The 16,221-nt window shown below is 45.3% G+C and carries 17 protein-coding genes; 14 read left to right on the plus strand and 3 right to left on the minus strand.

Going from position 1 to position 16,221, the window contains the following annotated elements; translation table 11 throughout:
- Positions 1-142: 142 nt before the first annotated feature.
- The 3 genes from cmoB to ACHFJ9_RS13280 all read right to left on the minus strand — a co-directional run bounded on the left by cmoB (position 143) and on the right by ACHFJ9_RS13280 (position 2,864).
- Positions 143-1,114, minus strand: a complete 972-nt coding sequence (gene cmoB / locus ACHFJ9_RS13270; RefSeq protein ID WP_395357079.1) for a tRNA 5-methoxyuridine(34)/uridine 5-oxyacetic acid(34) synthase CmoB — start codon at positions 1,112-1,114, stop codon at positions 143-145.
- Positions 1,115-1,199: 85 nt separating this feature from the next.
- Entirely contained in the window at positions 1,200-1,937 is a 738-nt protein-coding gene (gene cmoA, locus ACHFJ9_RS13275; RefSeq protein WP_012841984.1) for a carboxy-S-adenosyl-L-methionine synthase CmoA, read from the minus strand.
- Positions 1,938-2,030: 93 nt separating this feature from the next.
- The gene (locus ACHFJ9_RS13280) at positions 2,031-2,864 is read right to left on the minus strand and encodes a DUF72 domain-containing protein (protein ID WP_374073103.1); all 834 of its coding nucleotides are present in this window, start codon (positions 2,862-2,864) and stop codon (positions 2,031-2,033) included.
- A gap of 306 nt (positions 2,865-3,170) precedes the next feature.
- Here ACHFJ9_RS13280 and aspS point away from each other — a divergent pair, with 306 nt between their 5' ends.
- From aspS to tolB, 14 genes are all read left to right on the plus strand, one after another.
- Positions 3,171-4,949 (plus strand): aspartate--tRNA ligase, encoded by a 1,779-nt coding sequence (gene aspS, locus ACHFJ9_RS13285; protein ID WP_139059947.1) that lies wholly within the window; start codon positions 3,171-3,173, stop codon positions 4,947-4,949.
- Between the two features lie 142 nt (positions 4,950-5,091).
- Complete coding sequence (locus ACHFJ9_RS13290; RefSeq protein ID WP_395357082.1) at positions 5,092-5,838, plus strand: YebC/PmpR family DNA-binding transcriptional regulator; 747 nt, start codon at positions 5,092-5,094, stop codon at positions 5,836-5,838.
- A gap of 91 nt (positions 5,839-5,929) precedes the next feature.
- Positions 5,930-6,451: a crossover junction endodeoxyribonuclease RuvC gene (gene ruvC, locus ACHFJ9_RS13295; protein ID WP_395357084.1), complete on the plus strand. Its 522-nt coding sequence runs from the start codon at positions 5,930-5,932 to the stop codon at positions 6,449-6,451.
- A 67-nt stretch (positions 6,452-6,518) separates the two neighbouring features.
- Positions 6,519-7,133 (plus strand): Holliday junction branch migration protein RuvA, encoded by a 615-nt coding sequence (gene ruvA / locus ACHFJ9_RS13300; RefSeq protein ID WP_134646931.1) that lies wholly within the window; start codon positions 6,519-6,521, stop codon positions 7,131-7,133.
- Positions 7,134-7,419: 286 nt separating this feature from the next.
- Complete coding sequence (ruvB, locus tag ACHFJ9_RS13305) at positions 7,420-8,424, plus strand: Holliday junction branch migration DNA helicase RuvB (RefSeq protein ID WP_031780162.1); 1,005 nt, start codon at positions 7,420-7,422, stop codon at positions 8,422-8,424.
- Positions 8,425-8,885: 461 nt separating this feature from the next.
- Positions 8,886-10,472: a cytochrome ubiquinol oxidase subunit I gene (gene cydA, locus ACHFJ9_RS13310; protein WP_104971476.1), complete on the plus strand. Its 1,587-nt coding sequence runs from the start codon at positions 8,886-8,888 to the stop codon at positions 10,470-10,472.
- Positions 10,473-10,489: 17 nt separating this feature from the next.
- Positions 10,490-11,626, plus strand: a complete 1,137-nt coding sequence (gene cydB / locus ACHFJ9_RS13315) for a cytochrome d ubiquinol oxidase subunit II (protein ID WP_006742909.1) — start codon at positions 10,490-10,492, stop codon at positions 11,624-11,626.
- A 12-nt stretch (positions 11,627-11,638) separates the two neighbouring features.
- Positions 11,639-11,746, plus strand: a complete 108-nt coding sequence (gene cydX, locus ACHFJ9_RS13320) for a cytochrome bd-I oxidase subunit CydX (protein WP_000270284.1) — start codon at positions 11,639-11,641, stop codon at positions 11,744-11,746.
- A complete protein-coding gene (gene ybgE, locus ACHFJ9_RS13325; RefSeq protein WP_395357087.1) occupies positions 11,739-12,041 on the plus strand; it encodes a cyd operon protein YbgE in 303 nt (100 codons plus the stop codon). Before cydX ends, ybgE begins: the two co-directional genes overlap by 8 nt.
- A 172-nt stretch (positions 12,042-12,213) precedes the next feature.
- Complete coding sequence (ybgC, locus tag ACHFJ9_RS13330; protein ID WP_012841975.1) at positions 12,214-12,633, plus strand: tol-pal system-associated acyl-CoA thioesterase; 420 nt, start codon at positions 12,214-12,216, stop codon at positions 12,631-12,633.
- A complete protein-coding gene (gene tolQ / locus ACHFJ9_RS13335; protein WP_005378301.1) occupies positions 12,623-13,321 on the plus strand; it encodes a protein TolQ in 699 nt (232 codons plus the stop codon). The genes ybgC and tolQ overlap by 11 nt, the downstream gene beginning before the upstream one ends.
- 3 nt (positions 13,322-13,324) lie before the next feature.
- A complete protein-coding gene (locus ACHFJ9_RS13340; RefSeq protein WP_005378298.1) occupies positions 13,325-13,768 on the plus strand; it encodes an ExbD/TolR family protein in 444 nt (147 codons plus the stop codon).
- A gap of 13 nt (positions 13,769-13,781) precedes the next feature.
- Complete coding sequence (gene tolA, locus ACHFJ9_RS13345; protein WP_053807177.1) at positions 13,782-14,849, plus strand: cell envelope integrity protein TolA; 1,068 nt, start codon at positions 13,782-13,784, stop codon at positions 14,847-14,849.
- A gap of 12 nt (positions 14,850-14,861) precedes the next feature.
- On the plus strand, positions 14,862-16,214 hold the full coding sequence (tolB, locus tag ACHFJ9_RS13350) for a Tol-Pal system beta propeller repeat protein TolB (RefSeq protein ID WP_104969247.1): 1,353 nt from the start codon (positions 14,862-14,864) through the stop codon (positions 16,212-16,214).
- Positions 16,215-16,221: the final 7 nt, after the last annotated feature.

A 16,221-nucleotide genomic window follows, 5' to 3' on the forward strand; every position in this document is an offset into this window, starting at 1 on the left:
ATAAAAGCGCATCCTTATTTAGAGCGTGCTTATGTTTTGATGTAACAAATGGACTCGAAAAACAAACACGCTCAGTACGAGGAAAGAGGGTAATGTCTTAACTCGTAAAATGAGTTAAGACAATGTCAGGAATCTCAGCGAATTATAGTTTGCGAGCGACAAGAACCGCGCGGCGAGGGGCAGGGTAACCTTCTACAGTCTTGCTTGGGTCGTTCGGATCTAGATAGTCTGGTAGAGAGTTATGCGTCATCCAATCTGTGGTACGTTGTTCATCAACCGAAGTGACGTTTTCATCAACGATGCGCACATCTTCAAATCCTACCAACTCTAACCACACTTTCAGCGCTTTTGCTGAAGGGAAGAAATAGACATTACGCATTTGTGCGTAACGAGAAGTTGGAACCAACACTGCATTCTCATCACCTTCAATCACGAGTGTTTCCAATACTAGTTCACCACTAGACACTAATTGATCTTTTAGCTGCACCAAGTGATCCAGTGGAGAGCGACGGTGGTAAAGTACGCCCATGCTGAATACCGTGTCGAACGCTTCTAACTTAGGTAGTTGTTCAATACCCAACGGCAGTAGGTGTGCACGTTGGTCATCGCCCATGAGTTTACGAATTGCTTCGAACTGAATTAGGAACAGGTGAGATGGATCGATACCGACGGTTAAGCGTGCACCTTCACCCAGCATGCGCCACATGTGGTAGCCGTTACCACAACCAACATCGAGTACGCTGCGGTTCTTTAATGGAGAAATATGCGGAAGCACGCGGTCCCATTTCCAATCACTGCGCCACTCAGTATCAATATGAATGCCGTGTACGTGGTATGGCCCTTTGCGCCACGGATGGAATGTACGAAGTAAGTTCTCTAATTTCTTCAGCTCACCTTCATGGAAAGGAGTGTCGTTGCTGATGGTCACTGAATTCTTGATGTCAATTTGATCCGGTGAGCCTTCTGGGATCTTGTTCAGTGCTTTCAACCAGCGACCAAAGTCACCGTGCTCTGCATTTTGCCAATCCGTTAGCTGTTGTGGTAGCACATTGAGCCAAGGTTGAAGACGTGTGTCTTGGGCAATCAATTGGTAGAAGTTTGCAAAGTTAAACATAGTTAGTTAATCGCTGAGTTGATGGTATTAAAATTATTAAATAACAGCCTAAAGTGGCGTGATTCAGGGCCTTTGTATGCACGGTTTATTTAATTGCGAACATAGAGCCAAAGTTAAAGCATTGGAACCAAACATCGTAGCTAGAAAAGCCAATTTTAGCGAAACGCTCTTTATGCTCTTTCTTTGAATCTGGGCGCATTACGTTTTCTATCGCGCTGCGCTTTTGGCTGATTTCTAGTTCGCTATAACCATTTGCACGTTTAAAGTCGTGGTGAAGGTCAATTAATAGCTCGTTTGACACTTCATCTTCGAAGACGAATTTCTCCGACAAAATCAAAATTCCGCCAGGACGTAGACCTGCATAGATTCGTTCAAGCAGGGCGTAACGATCGTCTGGAGAAAGAAATTGCAGAGTAAAGTTCAGTACGACAACTGATGCGTTTTCAATATCGATATTACGAATATCCGCTTCAACCACATCTACAGGAGTATCGCTTCGGTACGCGTTGACGTGAAGTTTACAACGCTCAACCATCGCAGGAGAGTTGTCCACTGCGATGATTTGGCAACCTTCTTGTTTGATATGGCGACGCATAGACAATGTTGCAGCACCCAAAGAGCAACCTAGGTCGTAGATGTTTGAGTGAGGTTTTACAAAACGCTCTGCCAGCATACCAATTGCAGAAATAATGTTGCTGTAACCCGGCACCGATCGTTGAATCATGTCAGGAAATACTTCCGCTACGCGTTCATCGAACGTGAAATCCCCAATTTTATCGATTGGAGCCGAAAAAATAGTATCTGGATTGCTCTTAGGGTTCATAACCAAGTCTCTGCATACAAGCCGCCTGAAAACGTCAGGCACCAAAAAAGGCGCGTATTTTATGGGAATTTCGCGCCTCTGTCATGTGTTGCGTTAGAACATCTGTAACTGCGAGTTGCCATCGTTAGCCGGGAAAGATGCCAAGTCAGGAAGTGTTATACGCTTTTGTATGTCTTTATACAGATTGGCTGCCAACTCCGGCGCAATTATATTGTCCGCAGTATGGATCATGACATACGGCTGTTTACCTTCTGCAATCCATTGCGGCAACTTACTGAGCCATGGTGTAAAAAACTCGTAATTTTGCTGTTCTTCTGGATGACCAATAAAGCGAATCAAAGGGTGTGAAGCGGTAGCAATGGCGTGGACTGGTACTCTTGGTTTTTTCATTTGCGCATCAATGATCGCTTCATTGTCTGGCTTAGCGGCAAAGACAGGGCGGCTATCCATAATAATGCGGTCAATGTTATTTTCTACTAACCATTGGTTAAGCGCTCGCTCTTCTTCACCTTTGGAGAAAAATGCCATATGACGAACCTCAACACCAAGAGGGAAGTTAGGTGGAAAGCTCGCACAGAACTTTTTCAATCGATCAAGGTACTCAGGACCAAAAGCGGCTGGCAATTGAATTGTCCATTGCCCCACACGGTCATGCAACGGCTCCATGATTTTCATGAAGTCTCTCAGTTGTTCGCTGCAACCTCTTAGCATTTGCTCATGAGTGATGGCTTTAGGAAGTTTGAAAGTAAAGCGAAAATCATCGTGGGTTGCTGCTCTCCAGTTTTGCACCGTGTTGAGCGTCGGCGTGGCATAAAATGTCGTGTTGCCTTCCACGGTATGGAACACCTGTGCATACTTTTCTAAACGTTCAGCGGGCTTTGTCCCGCTGCCGTAAAAGCTTTGCTGCCATTGATTATGCGACCACATTGTCAATCCAAGTCGAAGAGGTAAGTTATCCATTATTCTTTACTGCTTGCTACTCGTGTGAATACTTTACGAGAGTTTTGCTGAAATAGGTAATTTCACGCTATAATCCCCACCAATTTTTTCGCTTTGGTGCGCTTTTGAACATTTGTTGTACTAAAAAGCACCAGTGAATGATAAAACACACTTAATTGTATGTTGAGTAGTCGATTTTCGTGGACATTCAGCGTATAACTGAATCTTTACTCTGCTTGGCAATGAGGCTGACAGAGCGTAGTTAACAACATTTGAGAGATTGGGAATTTCATTATGCGTACCCATTACTGTGGTCACCTGAACAAGTCCCTTGCAGGACAAACTGTAGAACTTTGCGGCTGGGTTAACCGTCGTCGTGATTTAGGCGGTCTTATTTTTATTGATATGCGAGATCGCGAAGGTATCGTTCAGGTAGTTGTTGATCCAGATATGGCGGAAGCGTATGAAGTGGCTAACACACTTCGTAATGAATTCTGTATCAAACTAACGGGTGAAGTACGCGTTCGTCCAGAAAGCCAAGCAAACAAAGACATGGCAACAGGTGAAGTTGAGATCCTTGCTACAGGTCTTGAAATCATCAACCGCAGTGACGTTTTGCCTTTAGACTTCAACCAAAAGAACTCTGAAGAGCAACGTCTAAAATACCGTTACCTAGACCTTCGTCGTCCTGAAATGAGCGATCGCATCAAGCTACGTGCTAAAGCGTCTAGCTTTGTTCGTCGTTTCCTAGATGACAACGGCTTCCTAGATATCGAAACACCAGTACTAACGAAAGCGACACCAGAAGGCGCGCGTGACTACCTAGTACCTAGCCGTGTTCACAAAGGCAGCTTCTACGCGCTTCCTCAGTCTCCACAGCTATTCAAACAGCTTCTAATGATGTCTGGTTTTGACCGTTACTACCAAATCGTTAAGTGTTTCCGTGATGAAGACTTACGTGCTGACCGTCAACCAGAATTCACTCAGATCGATATCGAAACGTCATTCATGACGGCTGACCAAGTACGTGAAGTGACGGAAAACATGGTTCGCGATATGTGGCAAGAGCTACTAAACGTAGACCTAGGTCAGTTCCCAGTAATGCCATTCAGCGAAGCGATTCGCCGTTTCGGTTCTGACAAGCCAGACCTACGTAACCCACTAGAGCTAGTAGACGTTGCTGACCTAGTGAAAGACGTTGAGTTCAAAGTATTCTCTGGCCCAGCAAACGACGAGAAAGGCCGCGTTGCCGTTATTCGCGTTCCAGGTGGTGCATCTTTGACTCGTAAGCAAATTGATGGCTACGGCGAATTCGTTGGTATCTACGGTGCGAAAGGTCTAGCTTGGATGAAGGTTAACGACCGTGCTGCAGGCATGGAAGGTATCCAATCTCCAGTAGCTAAATTCCTAAACGAAGACGTGATCAACGCTATCCTAGATCGCACTCAAGCGGAATCTGGTGATATCATCCTATTTGGCGCTGATAAAGCGGGCATCGTTGCAGAAGCAATGGGTGCACTGCGTCTGAAGCTAGGTAAAGACCTAGAGCTAACTGACGAATCTGCATGGGCTCCACTATGGGTTGTTGACTTCCCAATGTTCGAAGAAGATGACGAAGGCAACCTACACGCGATGCACCACCCATTCACGTCACCTCTAGGTGTGACTGCGGAAGAGCTAAAAGCGAACCCAGCTGCGGCAAACTCTAACGCTTACGATATGGTTCTAAATGGTTACGAAGTTGGCGGCGGTTCTGTTCGTATCCACAACGCAGATATGCAAGAAGCCGTATTTGATATTCTAGGCATCACACCTGAAGAGCAACAGCTTAAGTTCGGCTTCCTGCTTGATGCGCTGAAATTCGGTACGCCTCCACATGCTGGTCTTGCATTTGGTCTAGACCGTCTAGTAATGCTGCTATGTGGCACAGAGAACATCCGTGATGTTATCGCGTTCCCTAAAACAACAGCAGCGGCGTGTCTACTAACAGACGCACCAAGTATTGCGAACCCAGCAGCGCTAGAAGAGCTAGCAATCGCAGTAACTGCAGCGAAAGAAAAAGACGCAGAATAAGCGCACAACATTTGAAGAAAACTCCCGCAACTGCGGGAGTTTTTGTTTAAATAAACCCAAGAAACTTCCAAAGCAATTTCCCAAGCAACGCTTTTAGAACATGTTTTGTTATTAAGCGTCAAAATACATTAAAAGGTGAATTATGGCTGGTCATAGTAAATGGGCGAATATTCGTCACCGTAAAGCAGCGCAAGATGCGAAGCGCGGCAAAATCTTTACTAAATTAATCCGTGAAATCGTTGTTGCGGCAAAAGAGGGGGGCGGTGAGCCAGAAAATAACCCACGTTTGCGAGCAGCAATTGATAAAGCACTGTCTAACAACATGACACGTGACACTGTCAACCGCGCTGTCAGCCGAGGTGCTGGTGGTGAAGGCGATGACAATATGGAAACCGTAATCTATGAAGGTTATGGTCCGGGTGGCACTGCGGTCATGGTCGAATGTATGACGGATAACCGAAATCGCACAGTATCTGGCGTACGCCATGCGTTCTCGAAGTCTGGCGGCAATCTGGGTACGGATGGTAGTGTAAACTATCTTTTCGACAAGAAAGGCGTGATCTCATACGCCCCAGGTTTAGATGAAGATGCGGTGATGGAAGTGGCCTTAGAAAGTGGCGCTGATGACATCGAAACATCAGAAGATGGCTCGATTGATGTTTACACCGCGCCAAGCGATTTTGGACTCGTAAAAGATGCCCTTGATGCTGCAGGTTTTGAGGCGGAGAACGCCGAAGTGTCGCTTATCCCTTCAACGAAAGCAGAACTGGATGTGGACACTGCGCCAAAACTGCTTCGTTTGATTGACGCTTTAGAAGATCTGGACGATGTTCAGGAGGTTTATCACAACGGTGACATCTCTGAGGACGTTGCAGCCTCTCTAGAGTAAACTCAATGTGCAGTGAGCGGTATTCGCTCCGAAATTAGAAAGTAATAATAAGAAATTGAGGTCGCATTCGGCCTCATTTTTAGGAACATTCATGTCAATTATTTTGGGCATTGACCCAGGTTCACGCATTACCGGTTATGGGGTCATTCGTCAAAATGGACGCCATTTGCAATACCTTGGTAGTGGCTGTATTCGTACTTCAGAAAAAGAACTTCCGGGCCGTCTTAAGCAGATTTACGCTGGCGTCACGGAAATCATTACTCAGTTTCAACCGGACGTATTTGCGATTGAACAAGTGTTTATGGCTAAAAATGCGGATTCAGCATTAAAGCTTGGCCAGGCTCGTGGCAGCGCAATTGTTGCTGCGGTGAATGCAGAGTTGCCGGTATACGAATACGCCGCGCGTCTTATTAAGCAAGCTGTAGTCGGTACTGGTGGTGCGGACAAAACGCAAGTTCAACATATGGTTCAGCAGATGCTTAAACTGCCCGCCAAGCCTCAAGCGGATGCAGCCGATGCTTTAGGTGTGGCGATTTGTCATGCCAATACGAACAAAACCCTCGTTGCCTTAGCGGGCAAAGCAACCAGTGCCAGAAAAGGGCGCTACCGATAAAATTAACTGGATGTCTATCCAGTTCTTTATTATCCTGTCGCAAATTCATTTCCAAAGAGTATTTATAGTGATTGGACGTCTTCGTGGCACACTGATTGAAAAACAACCACCTGAAGTATTAATTGAAGTTAATGGCATTGGTTATGAAGTCCAGATGCCAATGAGCTGTTTTTACGAGCTGCCAAATGTTGGCGAAGAAGCCATTATTTATACTCACTTTGTCGTCCGTGAAGATGCACAATTGCTATACGGTTTCAACACAGTAAAAGAACGCGCACTTTTCCGTGAAGTGATCAAAGCCAATGGCGTTGGTCCTAAACTGGGCCTTGGTATTCTCTCTGGTATGACAGCAAGCCAATTTGTTACTTGTGTGGAACATGAAGACGTTTCTACCCTAGTTAAGCTTCCAGGCGTTGGTAAGAAAACCGCAGAGCGTTTGGTTGTTGAAATGAAAGACCGCTTGAAAGGGTGGGGTGCTGGTGACTTGTTTACGCCATTTACGGACGCGGCTCCTGCAGACTCTCGTGCGTCTGACTCAAACAGCGCTGAAGAAGAGGCAATCAGTGCGTTGCTTGCTTTGGGGTACAAGCCTACTCAGGCATCGAAAGTGGTGTCTCAAATTGCTAAACCGGACATGAGCAGTGAGCAAATGATCCGTGAAGCTCTAAAATCAATGGTGTAACGCTGGTTTCACAGTGAGCATTTGTTCAAGATAACTCATTCTCTAAGGTTAACGCCAATCGCTTAACGATATTTTTTGTGTCATTCCAGCGAGCCTAGCGAGACTGGGAATCTAATAGCAGCACGCTGAGCGGTTAATGAAACAATTTGACCATAAACCGCTCGGATAGAAGATCCTGTATCACGCTCCTTCGTCGCTGTACAGGATGACGAGATACAGAAATATGCCACTTGCTGTTAAACGAGCGGCATTATTCTCTCAGGTAACCATTTTTCAAGGTAAAAAGATGATTGAAGCCGATCGTTTAATCGCTCCAGAAAACCCTGCCTTTCGTGATGAAGATGTCATTGACCGTGCTATTCGACCAAAGAAGTTGGCGGATTACCAAGGTCAGGACCACGTTCGTGACCAAATGGAGATCTTCATTAAAGCTGCTCAGTTACGTAGCGAAGCACTTGATCACCTTTTGATTTTTGGTCCTCCTGGTTTGGGTAAAACCACACTTGCGAATATCGTTGCCAATGAAATGGAAGTGAACATTCGCACCACTTCGGGCCCTGTACTTGAGAAAGCTGGGGATTTGGCCGCGCTGTTAACTAATCTAGAAGAAAACGATGTGTTGTTCATCGATGAGATTCACCGCTTGAGCCCGATGGTTGAAGAGGTGCTGTATCCGGCGATGGAAGATTATCAACTGGATATTATGATCGGTGAAGGTCCGGCCGCTCGTTCTATTAAGATCGATTTGCCGCCGTTTACTTTGATTGGTGCAACGACCCGAGCAGGCTCTTTAACGTCACCATTACGAGACCGTTTTGGTATTACTCAGCGTCTTGAGTTTTATAAGATAAAAGACCTACAAGATATTGTGCAGCGCAGCGCGGATTGTTTAGGTTTGTCAATGGAACCTGAAGGCGCCTTGGAAGTGGCAAGACGTGCACGTGGCACACCACGTATTGCTAACCGTCTACTACGTCGTGTTCGCGATTATGCGGAAGTGAAGGGAAATGGTCACATTTGTGCAGAGGTTGCCGACAAAGCGCTGAATATGCTTGATGTGGACGCCGAAGGTTTCGATTATATGGACCGCAAACTGCTACTCGCAATTATGGAGAAATTTGGTGGTGGTCCGGTCGGACTCGATAACATGGCGGCAGCGATTGGTGAAGAAAAGGATACTATCGAAGACGTTCTTGAGCCTTATCTTATTCAGCAAGGTTATTTACAACGCACTCCGCGTGGAAGAATCGCGACAGATCGTGCGTATTTGCATTTCGGAATTGAAAAATAAGATTCCCTCGCTGGGCCTTTGCGGCCCAGTGCTTCATTAAAGTTGACCAAACTCACATTTTTTGAATTTCTTCTCATATCAGTTTAGTAAGTAAAAAGCATTGATTGTTAACTCTATGTTTGCTCGCAACTGGTTAATTTCTCTCCTGATTACTCTCTCTTAACATCCGTATCTAATACTGGTTGATCTGGATCAATGTGATGGATTTTTGTGCAAATTCCGCGCATAAACATTGATGTATATCAAAGCGCATTCCGGCTATAAACCTTTTGAAACAATCTGTTTTTACAAGTAATATTAGCCCTAGCTATATTAGCTGATGCTTAACAATTAACTAACCAATGAAGCACATTTTTGCAACAATGAGTTGTGATAATTCAACATTTTTCAAGTGTAAATAACACTTGAGTATGGATTGCAATATGTAGAGAGTGTCATTCAGCCGACACATAGGAGTTACCATGATTGACGTAGTTGATCTATCGCGGTTGCAGTTTGCACTGACAGCGATGTATCACTTCCTATTCGTACCATTGACCCTTGGTATGGCCTTCCTTCTGGCCATTATGGAATCGATGTACGTAATGACGAACAAGCAAATCTACAAGGACATGACCAAGTTCTGGGGTAAGCTATTCGGTATTAACTTTGCACTTGGTGTGGCGACAGGCCTTACCATGGAATTCCAGTTTGGTACGAACTGGTCTTACTACTCCCACTATGTAGGTGACATCTTCGGTGCGCCGCTAGCGATCGAAGCCCTTGTCGCATTCTTCCTGGAGTCAACTTTTGTTGGTCTATTCTTCTTCGGGTGGGATCGTCTATCTAAACGTCAACACTTAGCGGTTACTTGGCTTGTGGCGCTGGGCTCTAACTTCTCTGCACTTTGGATTCTTATCGCAAATGGCTGGATGCAAAACCCAGTAGGCGCGGACTTCAACTTCGAAACCATGCGAATGGAAATGGTAAGCTTCTCTGAAGTTGTACTAAACCCAGTTGCTCAGGTTAAGTTCGTGCATACGGTTGCTTCTGGTTACACTTGTGGCGCAATGTTTATTCTAGGCATCAGTTCATACTACCTATTAAAAGGTCGTGACATTGCGTTTGCTCGTCGTTCATTTGCTATCGCTGCTTCTTTCGGTATTGCGGCTATCTTATCTACCATCGTTCTTGGCGATGAATCTGGCTACGAGCTTGGTGAAGTTCAAAAAGTGAAGCTTGCTGCAATTGAAGCAGAGTGGCACACAGAACCAGCTCCAGCAGCGTTTACGTTGTTTGGTGTTCCTAACCAAGAAACCATGCACACAGATTACGCAATCAAGATCCCTTACGTAATGGGTATCATCGCGACACGTTCTTTTGATGAGCAAGTAACAGGTCTTCGTGACCTACGTGATGAGCACGTCGATCGTATTCGTGACGGTATGTACGCTTATGAACTTCTTGAGAAGCTTCGTGCGGGCGACAAGTCAGAAGAAAACATGACTGCGTTTGATGAAGTGAAGGGTGACCTAGGTTACGGTCTACTTCTAAAACGCTACACAGACAATGTTGTTGATGCGACAGAAGAGCAAATCCAAGCTGCTGCGGATGACTCAATCCCAACAGTATGGCCGCTATTCTGGTCATTCCGTATCATGGTTGCTTGTGGTTTCATCATGCTATTCGTTTTCGGTGCTGCATTTGTTCAAACGTGTCGTCAGAAGATCGAACAGAAACAATGGATTCTTAAAGCTGCACTATTCAGCATCCCACTACCGTGGATTGCGATTGAAGCGGGTTGGTTCGTCGCTGAGTACGGCCGTCAGCCTTGGGCTGTAGGTGAAATTTTACCAGTGCATGTTGCAGCTTCTGCACTAACTGCAGGTGAAATCTGGACTTCACTATTCGCAATTCTGGCGCTATACACGGTATTCCTGGTTGCAGAAGTTTACCTAATGTTGAAATTCGCTCGTAAAGGTCCAAGTAGCCTGAAAACGGGTCGCTACCACTTCGAGCAAAATGCTGACTCTGTTGAAGACAAAGTTAGTCGCCAAGTAGAAGCGTAAGGTAAGGAGATAACAAGATGTTTGATTACGAAATCTTGCGACTCATCTGGTGGGTACTAATCGGTGTTCTACTAGTTGGTTTTGCAGTAACAGACGGTTTCGATATGGGTGTAGGCGCGCTTGTACCTATTATCGGTAAAAACGACACGCAACGTCGCGTCATGATTAACTCAATAGCCCCTCACTGGGATGGTAACCAAGTTTGGCTTATCACTGCTGGTGGTGCATTGTTTGCAGCTTGGCCTTTGGTTTATGCAACGTCATTTTCAGGCTTCTACTTAGCGATGATTTTGACACTAGCAGCGCTATGGCTTCGTCCTCTGGGCCTAGACTACCGCTCTAAAATCGAAGATCCAAAGTGGCGTAATACCTGGGATATCTGTATCTCAATCAGTGGCTTTGTTCCACCAATCATCTTTGGTGTAGCGTTTGGCAACCTACTACAGGGTGTACCATTCCAATTGAGTGAGTTCTTGATGCCAACATACCATGGCTCATTCTTTGGTCTTCTAAACCCATTTGCACTGCTGTGTGGCTTAGTTAGTTTGTTCATGATTTTGATGCAAGGTTCGACTTGGCTACAAATGAAAACAACGGGCGAAGTGCATGTGCGTGCTCGCAACGTTGCTCAGTTGGCTGGTTTACTGACGGTTGCAGCGTTTGTAGCTGCTGGTTTCTGGATCCAAAATATTGATGGTTACGTCATTGTTGGCGGTATCGACACTAATGCAGCTTCTAACCCTCTAAACAAAGAGGTAATCCGTGAAGCTGGTGCGTGGATGAAGAATTTTGAAAACTACCCACTACTATGGGCTGCTCCTGTACTAGGTGTCGCAATGCCGCTTCTTGCCGTATTGGCATCTCGTCTTGAAAAATGTGCGATTTCGTTCATTACTTCAAGTCTGGGTGTTGCTGGCGTTATCTTTACTGCAGGCTTTGCGATGTTCCCATTCATCATGCCTTCAGACTTAATGCCAAGCCACAGCTTAACAATGTGGGATGCAACGTCATCTGAACTGACTCTGAACCTAATGACAGGCGTTGCGTTTGTTATGGTACCAATCATCCTTGGTTACACGTCTTGGACTTACTACAAGATGTTTGGTCGCCTTGATGATCAGTACATTGAAGACAACAAAAACTCACTTTACTAAGGAGCATTTACTATGTGGTATTTCGCATGGATTCTAGGTGTACTACTTGCTTGTGCATTCGGTATCATCAACGCTCTTTGGTTAGAGCACTCAGAAATGATGGATAAAGACAGTGAGTAATCTCGCTGATAAGGTAGCGCAACTTCACGCTCCGATGGATAAGACTCTGTTAAGAGTCTTATCTCTCATCATTGGCTTTATGCACGTAGGATTGGTGATGTGGGATCCTGAAGCTTATCATCAAGCGATTGGTGGTTTTAACTCAATCATTGCACCGGCACTGATTTGGTCTGTATGCTCAAGCATGGTTTACGGTGTGGGCTTCAAACCGAGAAACTGGTACTGGCAAGTTTTGTTTAGTCCCTATTTTTCGTTAGCTATCTTAATTTATTTAACGGCACTTTATTTCTTTTAGGCTGAAATACGCTGTAATAAAGTCGGTTACTAAATCATCGAATAAAAGCTAGGTATTTCGCCTAGCTTTTATTTTTTCTACAAATTTCAAAAATATTCCCTTAGCTCGGTACCAATTGCTGTCGCTTCAGTTATAGTAATTACTTTAAAGAATTGAATATATTGGGACTCCCTTGCAAGGCACATCAAATCTCTTTCGCTGGCCGATCACCGTGTACTATGAAGACACCGATGCGGGCGGCGTTGTATATCATTCTAATTATCTAAAATTCTTTGAGCGCGCGCGGACAGAAATGTTACGTGCTAAAGGCATTTCTCAACATGTGTTATTGGAACAAAATATCGGCTTTGTTGTCCGACACATGGATATTGATTTCAACCAAGGTGCAAGGCTGGACGAGCATTTGACAGTATTAACCCGAGTGTCAGAAATAAAACGTGCTTCCCTGCAATTCTGTCAAGAGTTGGTCAATGATCAAGGCAAGATATTGTGCAAGGCCTCTGTTAAGGTAGCATGTATCGATAATAAGAAAATGAAACCAATAGCTATTCCAACCTTTATAAATTCGGAGCTAACAAATAGTGACTGCTGATATTTCCATTTTAGATCTCTTTCTTCAGGCTAGTCTGTTGGTAAAGCTTGTGATGCTGACGTTGCTTGGCATGTCAATTGTGTCATGGGCAATGATCATCAAGCGCAGCAAAGTGCTTTCTCAAGCGTCAAAGAATGCAGAGCAGTTTGAAGACAAATTCTGGTCGGGTACTGATCTTTCTCAGCTTTACCAAAAAGTAAAAGCGCGTAAAGACGAAATTGAAGGCACAGAAGAAATTTTTTACGCAGGTTTCACGGAGTTTGCTCGTCTACGTAAGAGCAACGCAAACTCACCAGCGTACATCATGGAAGGCACTGGCCGCGCAATGCGCGTTGCTGTCTCTCGTGAAGTTGATGAACTAGAAACAAGCTTACCGTTCTTAGCGACAGTCGGTTCTATCAGTCCTTACATCGGCCTATTTGGTACCGTTTGGGGCATCATGCACGCTTTTATTGCGTTGGGTGAAGTAAAACAAGCTACGTTGTCTATGGTTGCACCGGGTATCGCCGAGGCATTGATCGCGACAGCGATGGGTCTATTTGCGGCTATCCCGGCTGTAATGGCCTACAACCGCCTAAGCAATAAAGTGAGCAAACTAGAGCACACTTACGCAACATTTTCTGAAGAATTCCACAGCATCCTTCATCGTCAAGCGATGGCTGGCCGAGACAGCGCGGATAAGGAATAAAGCATGGCGGGTTATCAACCTAAAAAGCGAAAAATGACAGCGGAGATCAACGTTGTTCCGTATATCGACGTAATGCTCGTACTGTTGATCATTTTTATGGCGACCGCTCCATTTGTGACTCAAGGCGTCGATGTTGATCTTCCGAAAACATCGACCGCTGAATCTATGCAAGACCTTGCTGGCGAAACTGACAGTAGTTTTATCATCATCGAAATTGATAGCGAGGGTAATTTAGGCCTAAGCGTAAACGATGAAGAAGTTCAGCGAGGTTTGTCGTTGCAAGATGTTATTGTGCGAGTGAAAGCGGAGCGAGAGGTTAAGCCAGATTCACCAGTTGCGGTAGGTGGCGACGCGGCAACACCATATGCCGATGTTGTCCTATTACTGGATGAACTAAGTCGAGCTGGTATCCCTAAGGTAGGTCTAATGACCGATATCAGGGAATAGACATCAATTATCTATGAAAGATCACAAGAAGAAACCCAACCAATACGCCAAACCGATAGCAATATCGGTTGGTTTGCATGCAATTCTCGTTGCAGCCCTGCTTTGGGGGACGGACTTCAACATGTCTAAACCAGAGCCTACAGGGCAAATGGTTCAAGCTGTTGTCATCGATCCAAAACTTGTGCAGCAACAAGCGAAAGAAATTCGCCAGCAACGTGAAAAGGCAGCAAAAAAAGAACAAGAGCGTCTTGATAAACTGAGACGCGAAGCAGAGCAGCTAGAAAAAAACCGTAAAGCTGAAGAAGAGCAAATTCGCAAGTTGAAAGAACAGCAAGCGAAAGATGCTCAAGCGGCACGAGAAGCAGAAGCTGCACGTAAGAAAAAAGAACAAGAGCGCAAGCAGGAAGAAGAACGTGTTCGCAAAGAAAAAGAGCGAGCTGCTAAGCTAGAGAAAGAGCGTAAGGCAAAAGAAGAAGCTGTGCGTAAAGCTGAGCAGGAGCGTTTAGCGAAAGAAGCGGCTATAGCAAAAGCTGAGCAAGAACGTCTAGCTCGTGAAAAGGCGGCAAAAGAAGCGGAAGAAAAAGCACGTCGTGAGCGTGAAGCCGCTGAAAAAGCTGAACAAGAGCGCATCGCAAAAGAGAAAGCGGCAAAAGAGGCGGCAGAGCGAGAGCGCAAAGCGAGAGAAGCTGCGGAACGTGCAGAGCGCGAGCGTAAAGCGCAAGAAGCCGCGCTAGATGATATTTTTGCAGGCCTTGAGGATGAGGTTAGTAAAAATAGTGCTGCTCGAAATCAATTTATTGACGACGAACTTTCTCGAATGTCATCCATCTATACTCAAAATATTCAGCAAAAGTTGATTAAGGATGACTACTTGCTGGGAAAGGAGTGTAGGGTAAACATCAAATTGATTCCGACAGGAACTGATATGATGGTCTCTGGTGTTACCGTTTTGAGTGGCGATACTCGAGTATGTGCAGCGGCGAAGCGAGCGATAGCTCAGGTAGGGACGTTCCCTAAATCTTCAGAAGCTGCGGTAAACGAAAGACTAAAAGACATCAACATAACTGTTGCTTTGGACTAAAAGGAATAAGACGTGATTAGACGCCTTTTACTAGGAATGTTTGTACTGTTTAGCAGTATGACAAATGTGGCGAATGCCGCATTAGAGTTGGTCATTACCGATGGTATTGATTCAGCACGACCAATTGCTGTTGTTCCGTTTAAGTGGGAGGGCACTAAAGCGCTTCCAACGGATATTTCTGCTGTTATTGCCTCGGATTTGCAACGCAGTGGTAAGTTCAGCCCCGTTCCAACGAGCAAGATGCCACAAACTCCGTTCAGTGAATCAGAAGTCAATTTTGATGCCTGGACTAATTTAGGTGTAGATGCTCTGCTGACTGGCTCAATCAAACAAAATGCTCAAGGTGATTACGTTATCAACTACCAACTTGTTGATATTGTGCGTGGCCAGCTAACGGGCGGGAAAAGTAAAGCGCTTGGTAGCGATGGCGAATTAGTACTGTCAAAAGATCATGTGCTGTTCAATAAGGTCGCGACCGTTCAAGGCCCTCGCATGCGTGAGTACGCTCACCGCATCTCTGATTTGGTGTATGAGCAGTTAACGGGTGACCGTGGTGCCTTCATGACCCGTATTGCATACGTGGTGGTGAATGATAAAGACCGTTTCCCTTACCAACTTCGTGTGGCTGATTACGATGGTTACAACGAGCGCTTGGTTTTACGTTCTAAGCAACCATTAATGTCACCAGCATGGTCGCCAGATGGTAAAAAGCTTGCGTATGTTAGCTTCCAAAATGGTCAAGCAGAAATCTTTATCATGAACATCTACACCGGTGAGCGTGAGAAGATTACTTCATACCCACGTCATAATGGTGCGCCAAGATTTTCGCCTGACGGCAATAAGTTAGCGATTGTTCTCTCTAAGACAGGCTCGCTTCATGTTTACACGTTCGATCTTAACACTCGCAAGCTGACGCAAATTACGCGTGGCAGATCAAATAATACTGAACCGTTCTGGCATCCAGATGGAAAATCGTTGATTTTCACATCGGATAGGGGTGGTAAACCACAGATTTATCAAGTAAATTTGGGCAGCGGTTCTATTGACCGTTTGACTTGGCAAGGCAGCCAAAATTTGGGTGGCCAGATTACTCCTGATGGGCGATTCCTAGTAATGGTGAACCGCAGCAACGCAGGATTTAACTTGGCGAAACAAGATTTGGAAACTGGTGCTCTTCAAGTCTTAACTAAGACCTTGCTTGATGAGTCTCCTAGTATTGCCCCAAACGGTGGCATGGTTGTGTATAGCTCGATTTACAACAAGAAAAACGTACTATCGATGGTGTCAATTGATGGTCGATTCAAAGCTAGATTACCGGCAACAAATGGGCGTGTTAGAGCGCCTGCATGGTCACCGTTTTTGTAGTAATAAG

The sequence above is a fragment of the Vibrio sp. D3 genome (genome assembly GCF_043995865.1).
Lineage (GTDB): Bacteria > Pseudomonadota > Gammaproteobacteria > Enterobacterales > Vibrionaceae > Vibrio > Vibrio diabolicus.

Bases quoted from the DNA above. Each gene is read 5' to 3' on its own strand.
- cmoB (WP_395357079.1), bottom strand. From the start codon at position 1,114: ATGTTTAACTTTGCAAACTTCTACCAATTGATTGCCCAAGACACACGT.
- cmoA (WP_012841984.1), bottom strand. From the start codon at position 1,937: ATGAACCCTAAGAGCAATCCAGATACTATTTTTTCGGCTCCAATCGAT.
- ACHFJ9_RS13280 (WP_374073103.1), bottom strand. From the start codon at position 2,864: ATGTGGTCGCATAATCAATGGCAGCAAAGCTTTTACGGCAGCGGGACA.
- aspS (WP_139059947.1), top strand. From the start codon at position 3,171: ATGCGTACCCATTACTGTGGTCACCTGAACAAGTCCCTTGCAGGACAA.
- ACHFJ9_RS13290 (WP_395357082.1), top strand. From the start codon at position 5,092: ATGGCTGGTCATAGTAAATGGGCGAATATTCGTCACCGTAAAGCAGCG.
- ruvC (WP_395357084.1), top strand. From the start codon at position 5,930: ATGTCAATTATTTTGGGCATTGACCCAGGTTCACGCATTACCGGTTAT.
- ruvB (WP_031780162.1), top strand. From the start codon at position 7,420: ATGATTGAAGCCGATCGTTTAATCGCTCCAGAAAACCCTGCCTTTCGT.
- cydA (WP_104971476.1), top strand. From the start codon at position 8,886: ATGATTGACGTAGTTGATCTATCGCGGTTGCAGTTTGCACTGACAGCG.
- cydB (WP_006742909.1), top strand. From the start codon at position 10,490: ATGTTTGATTACGAAATCTTGCGACTCATCTGGTGGGTACTAATCGGT.
- cydX (WP_000270284.1), top strand. From the start codon at position 11,639: ATGTGGTATTTCGCATGGATTCTAGGTGTACTACTTGCTTGTGCATTC.
- ACHFJ9_RS13340 (WP_005378298.1), top strand. From the start codon at position 13,325: ATGGCGGGTTATCAACCTAAAAAGCGAAAAATGACAGCGGAGATCAAC.
- tolA (WP_053807177.1), top strand. From the start codon at position 13,782: ATGAAAGATCACAAGAAGAAACCCAACCAATACGCCAAACCGATAGCA.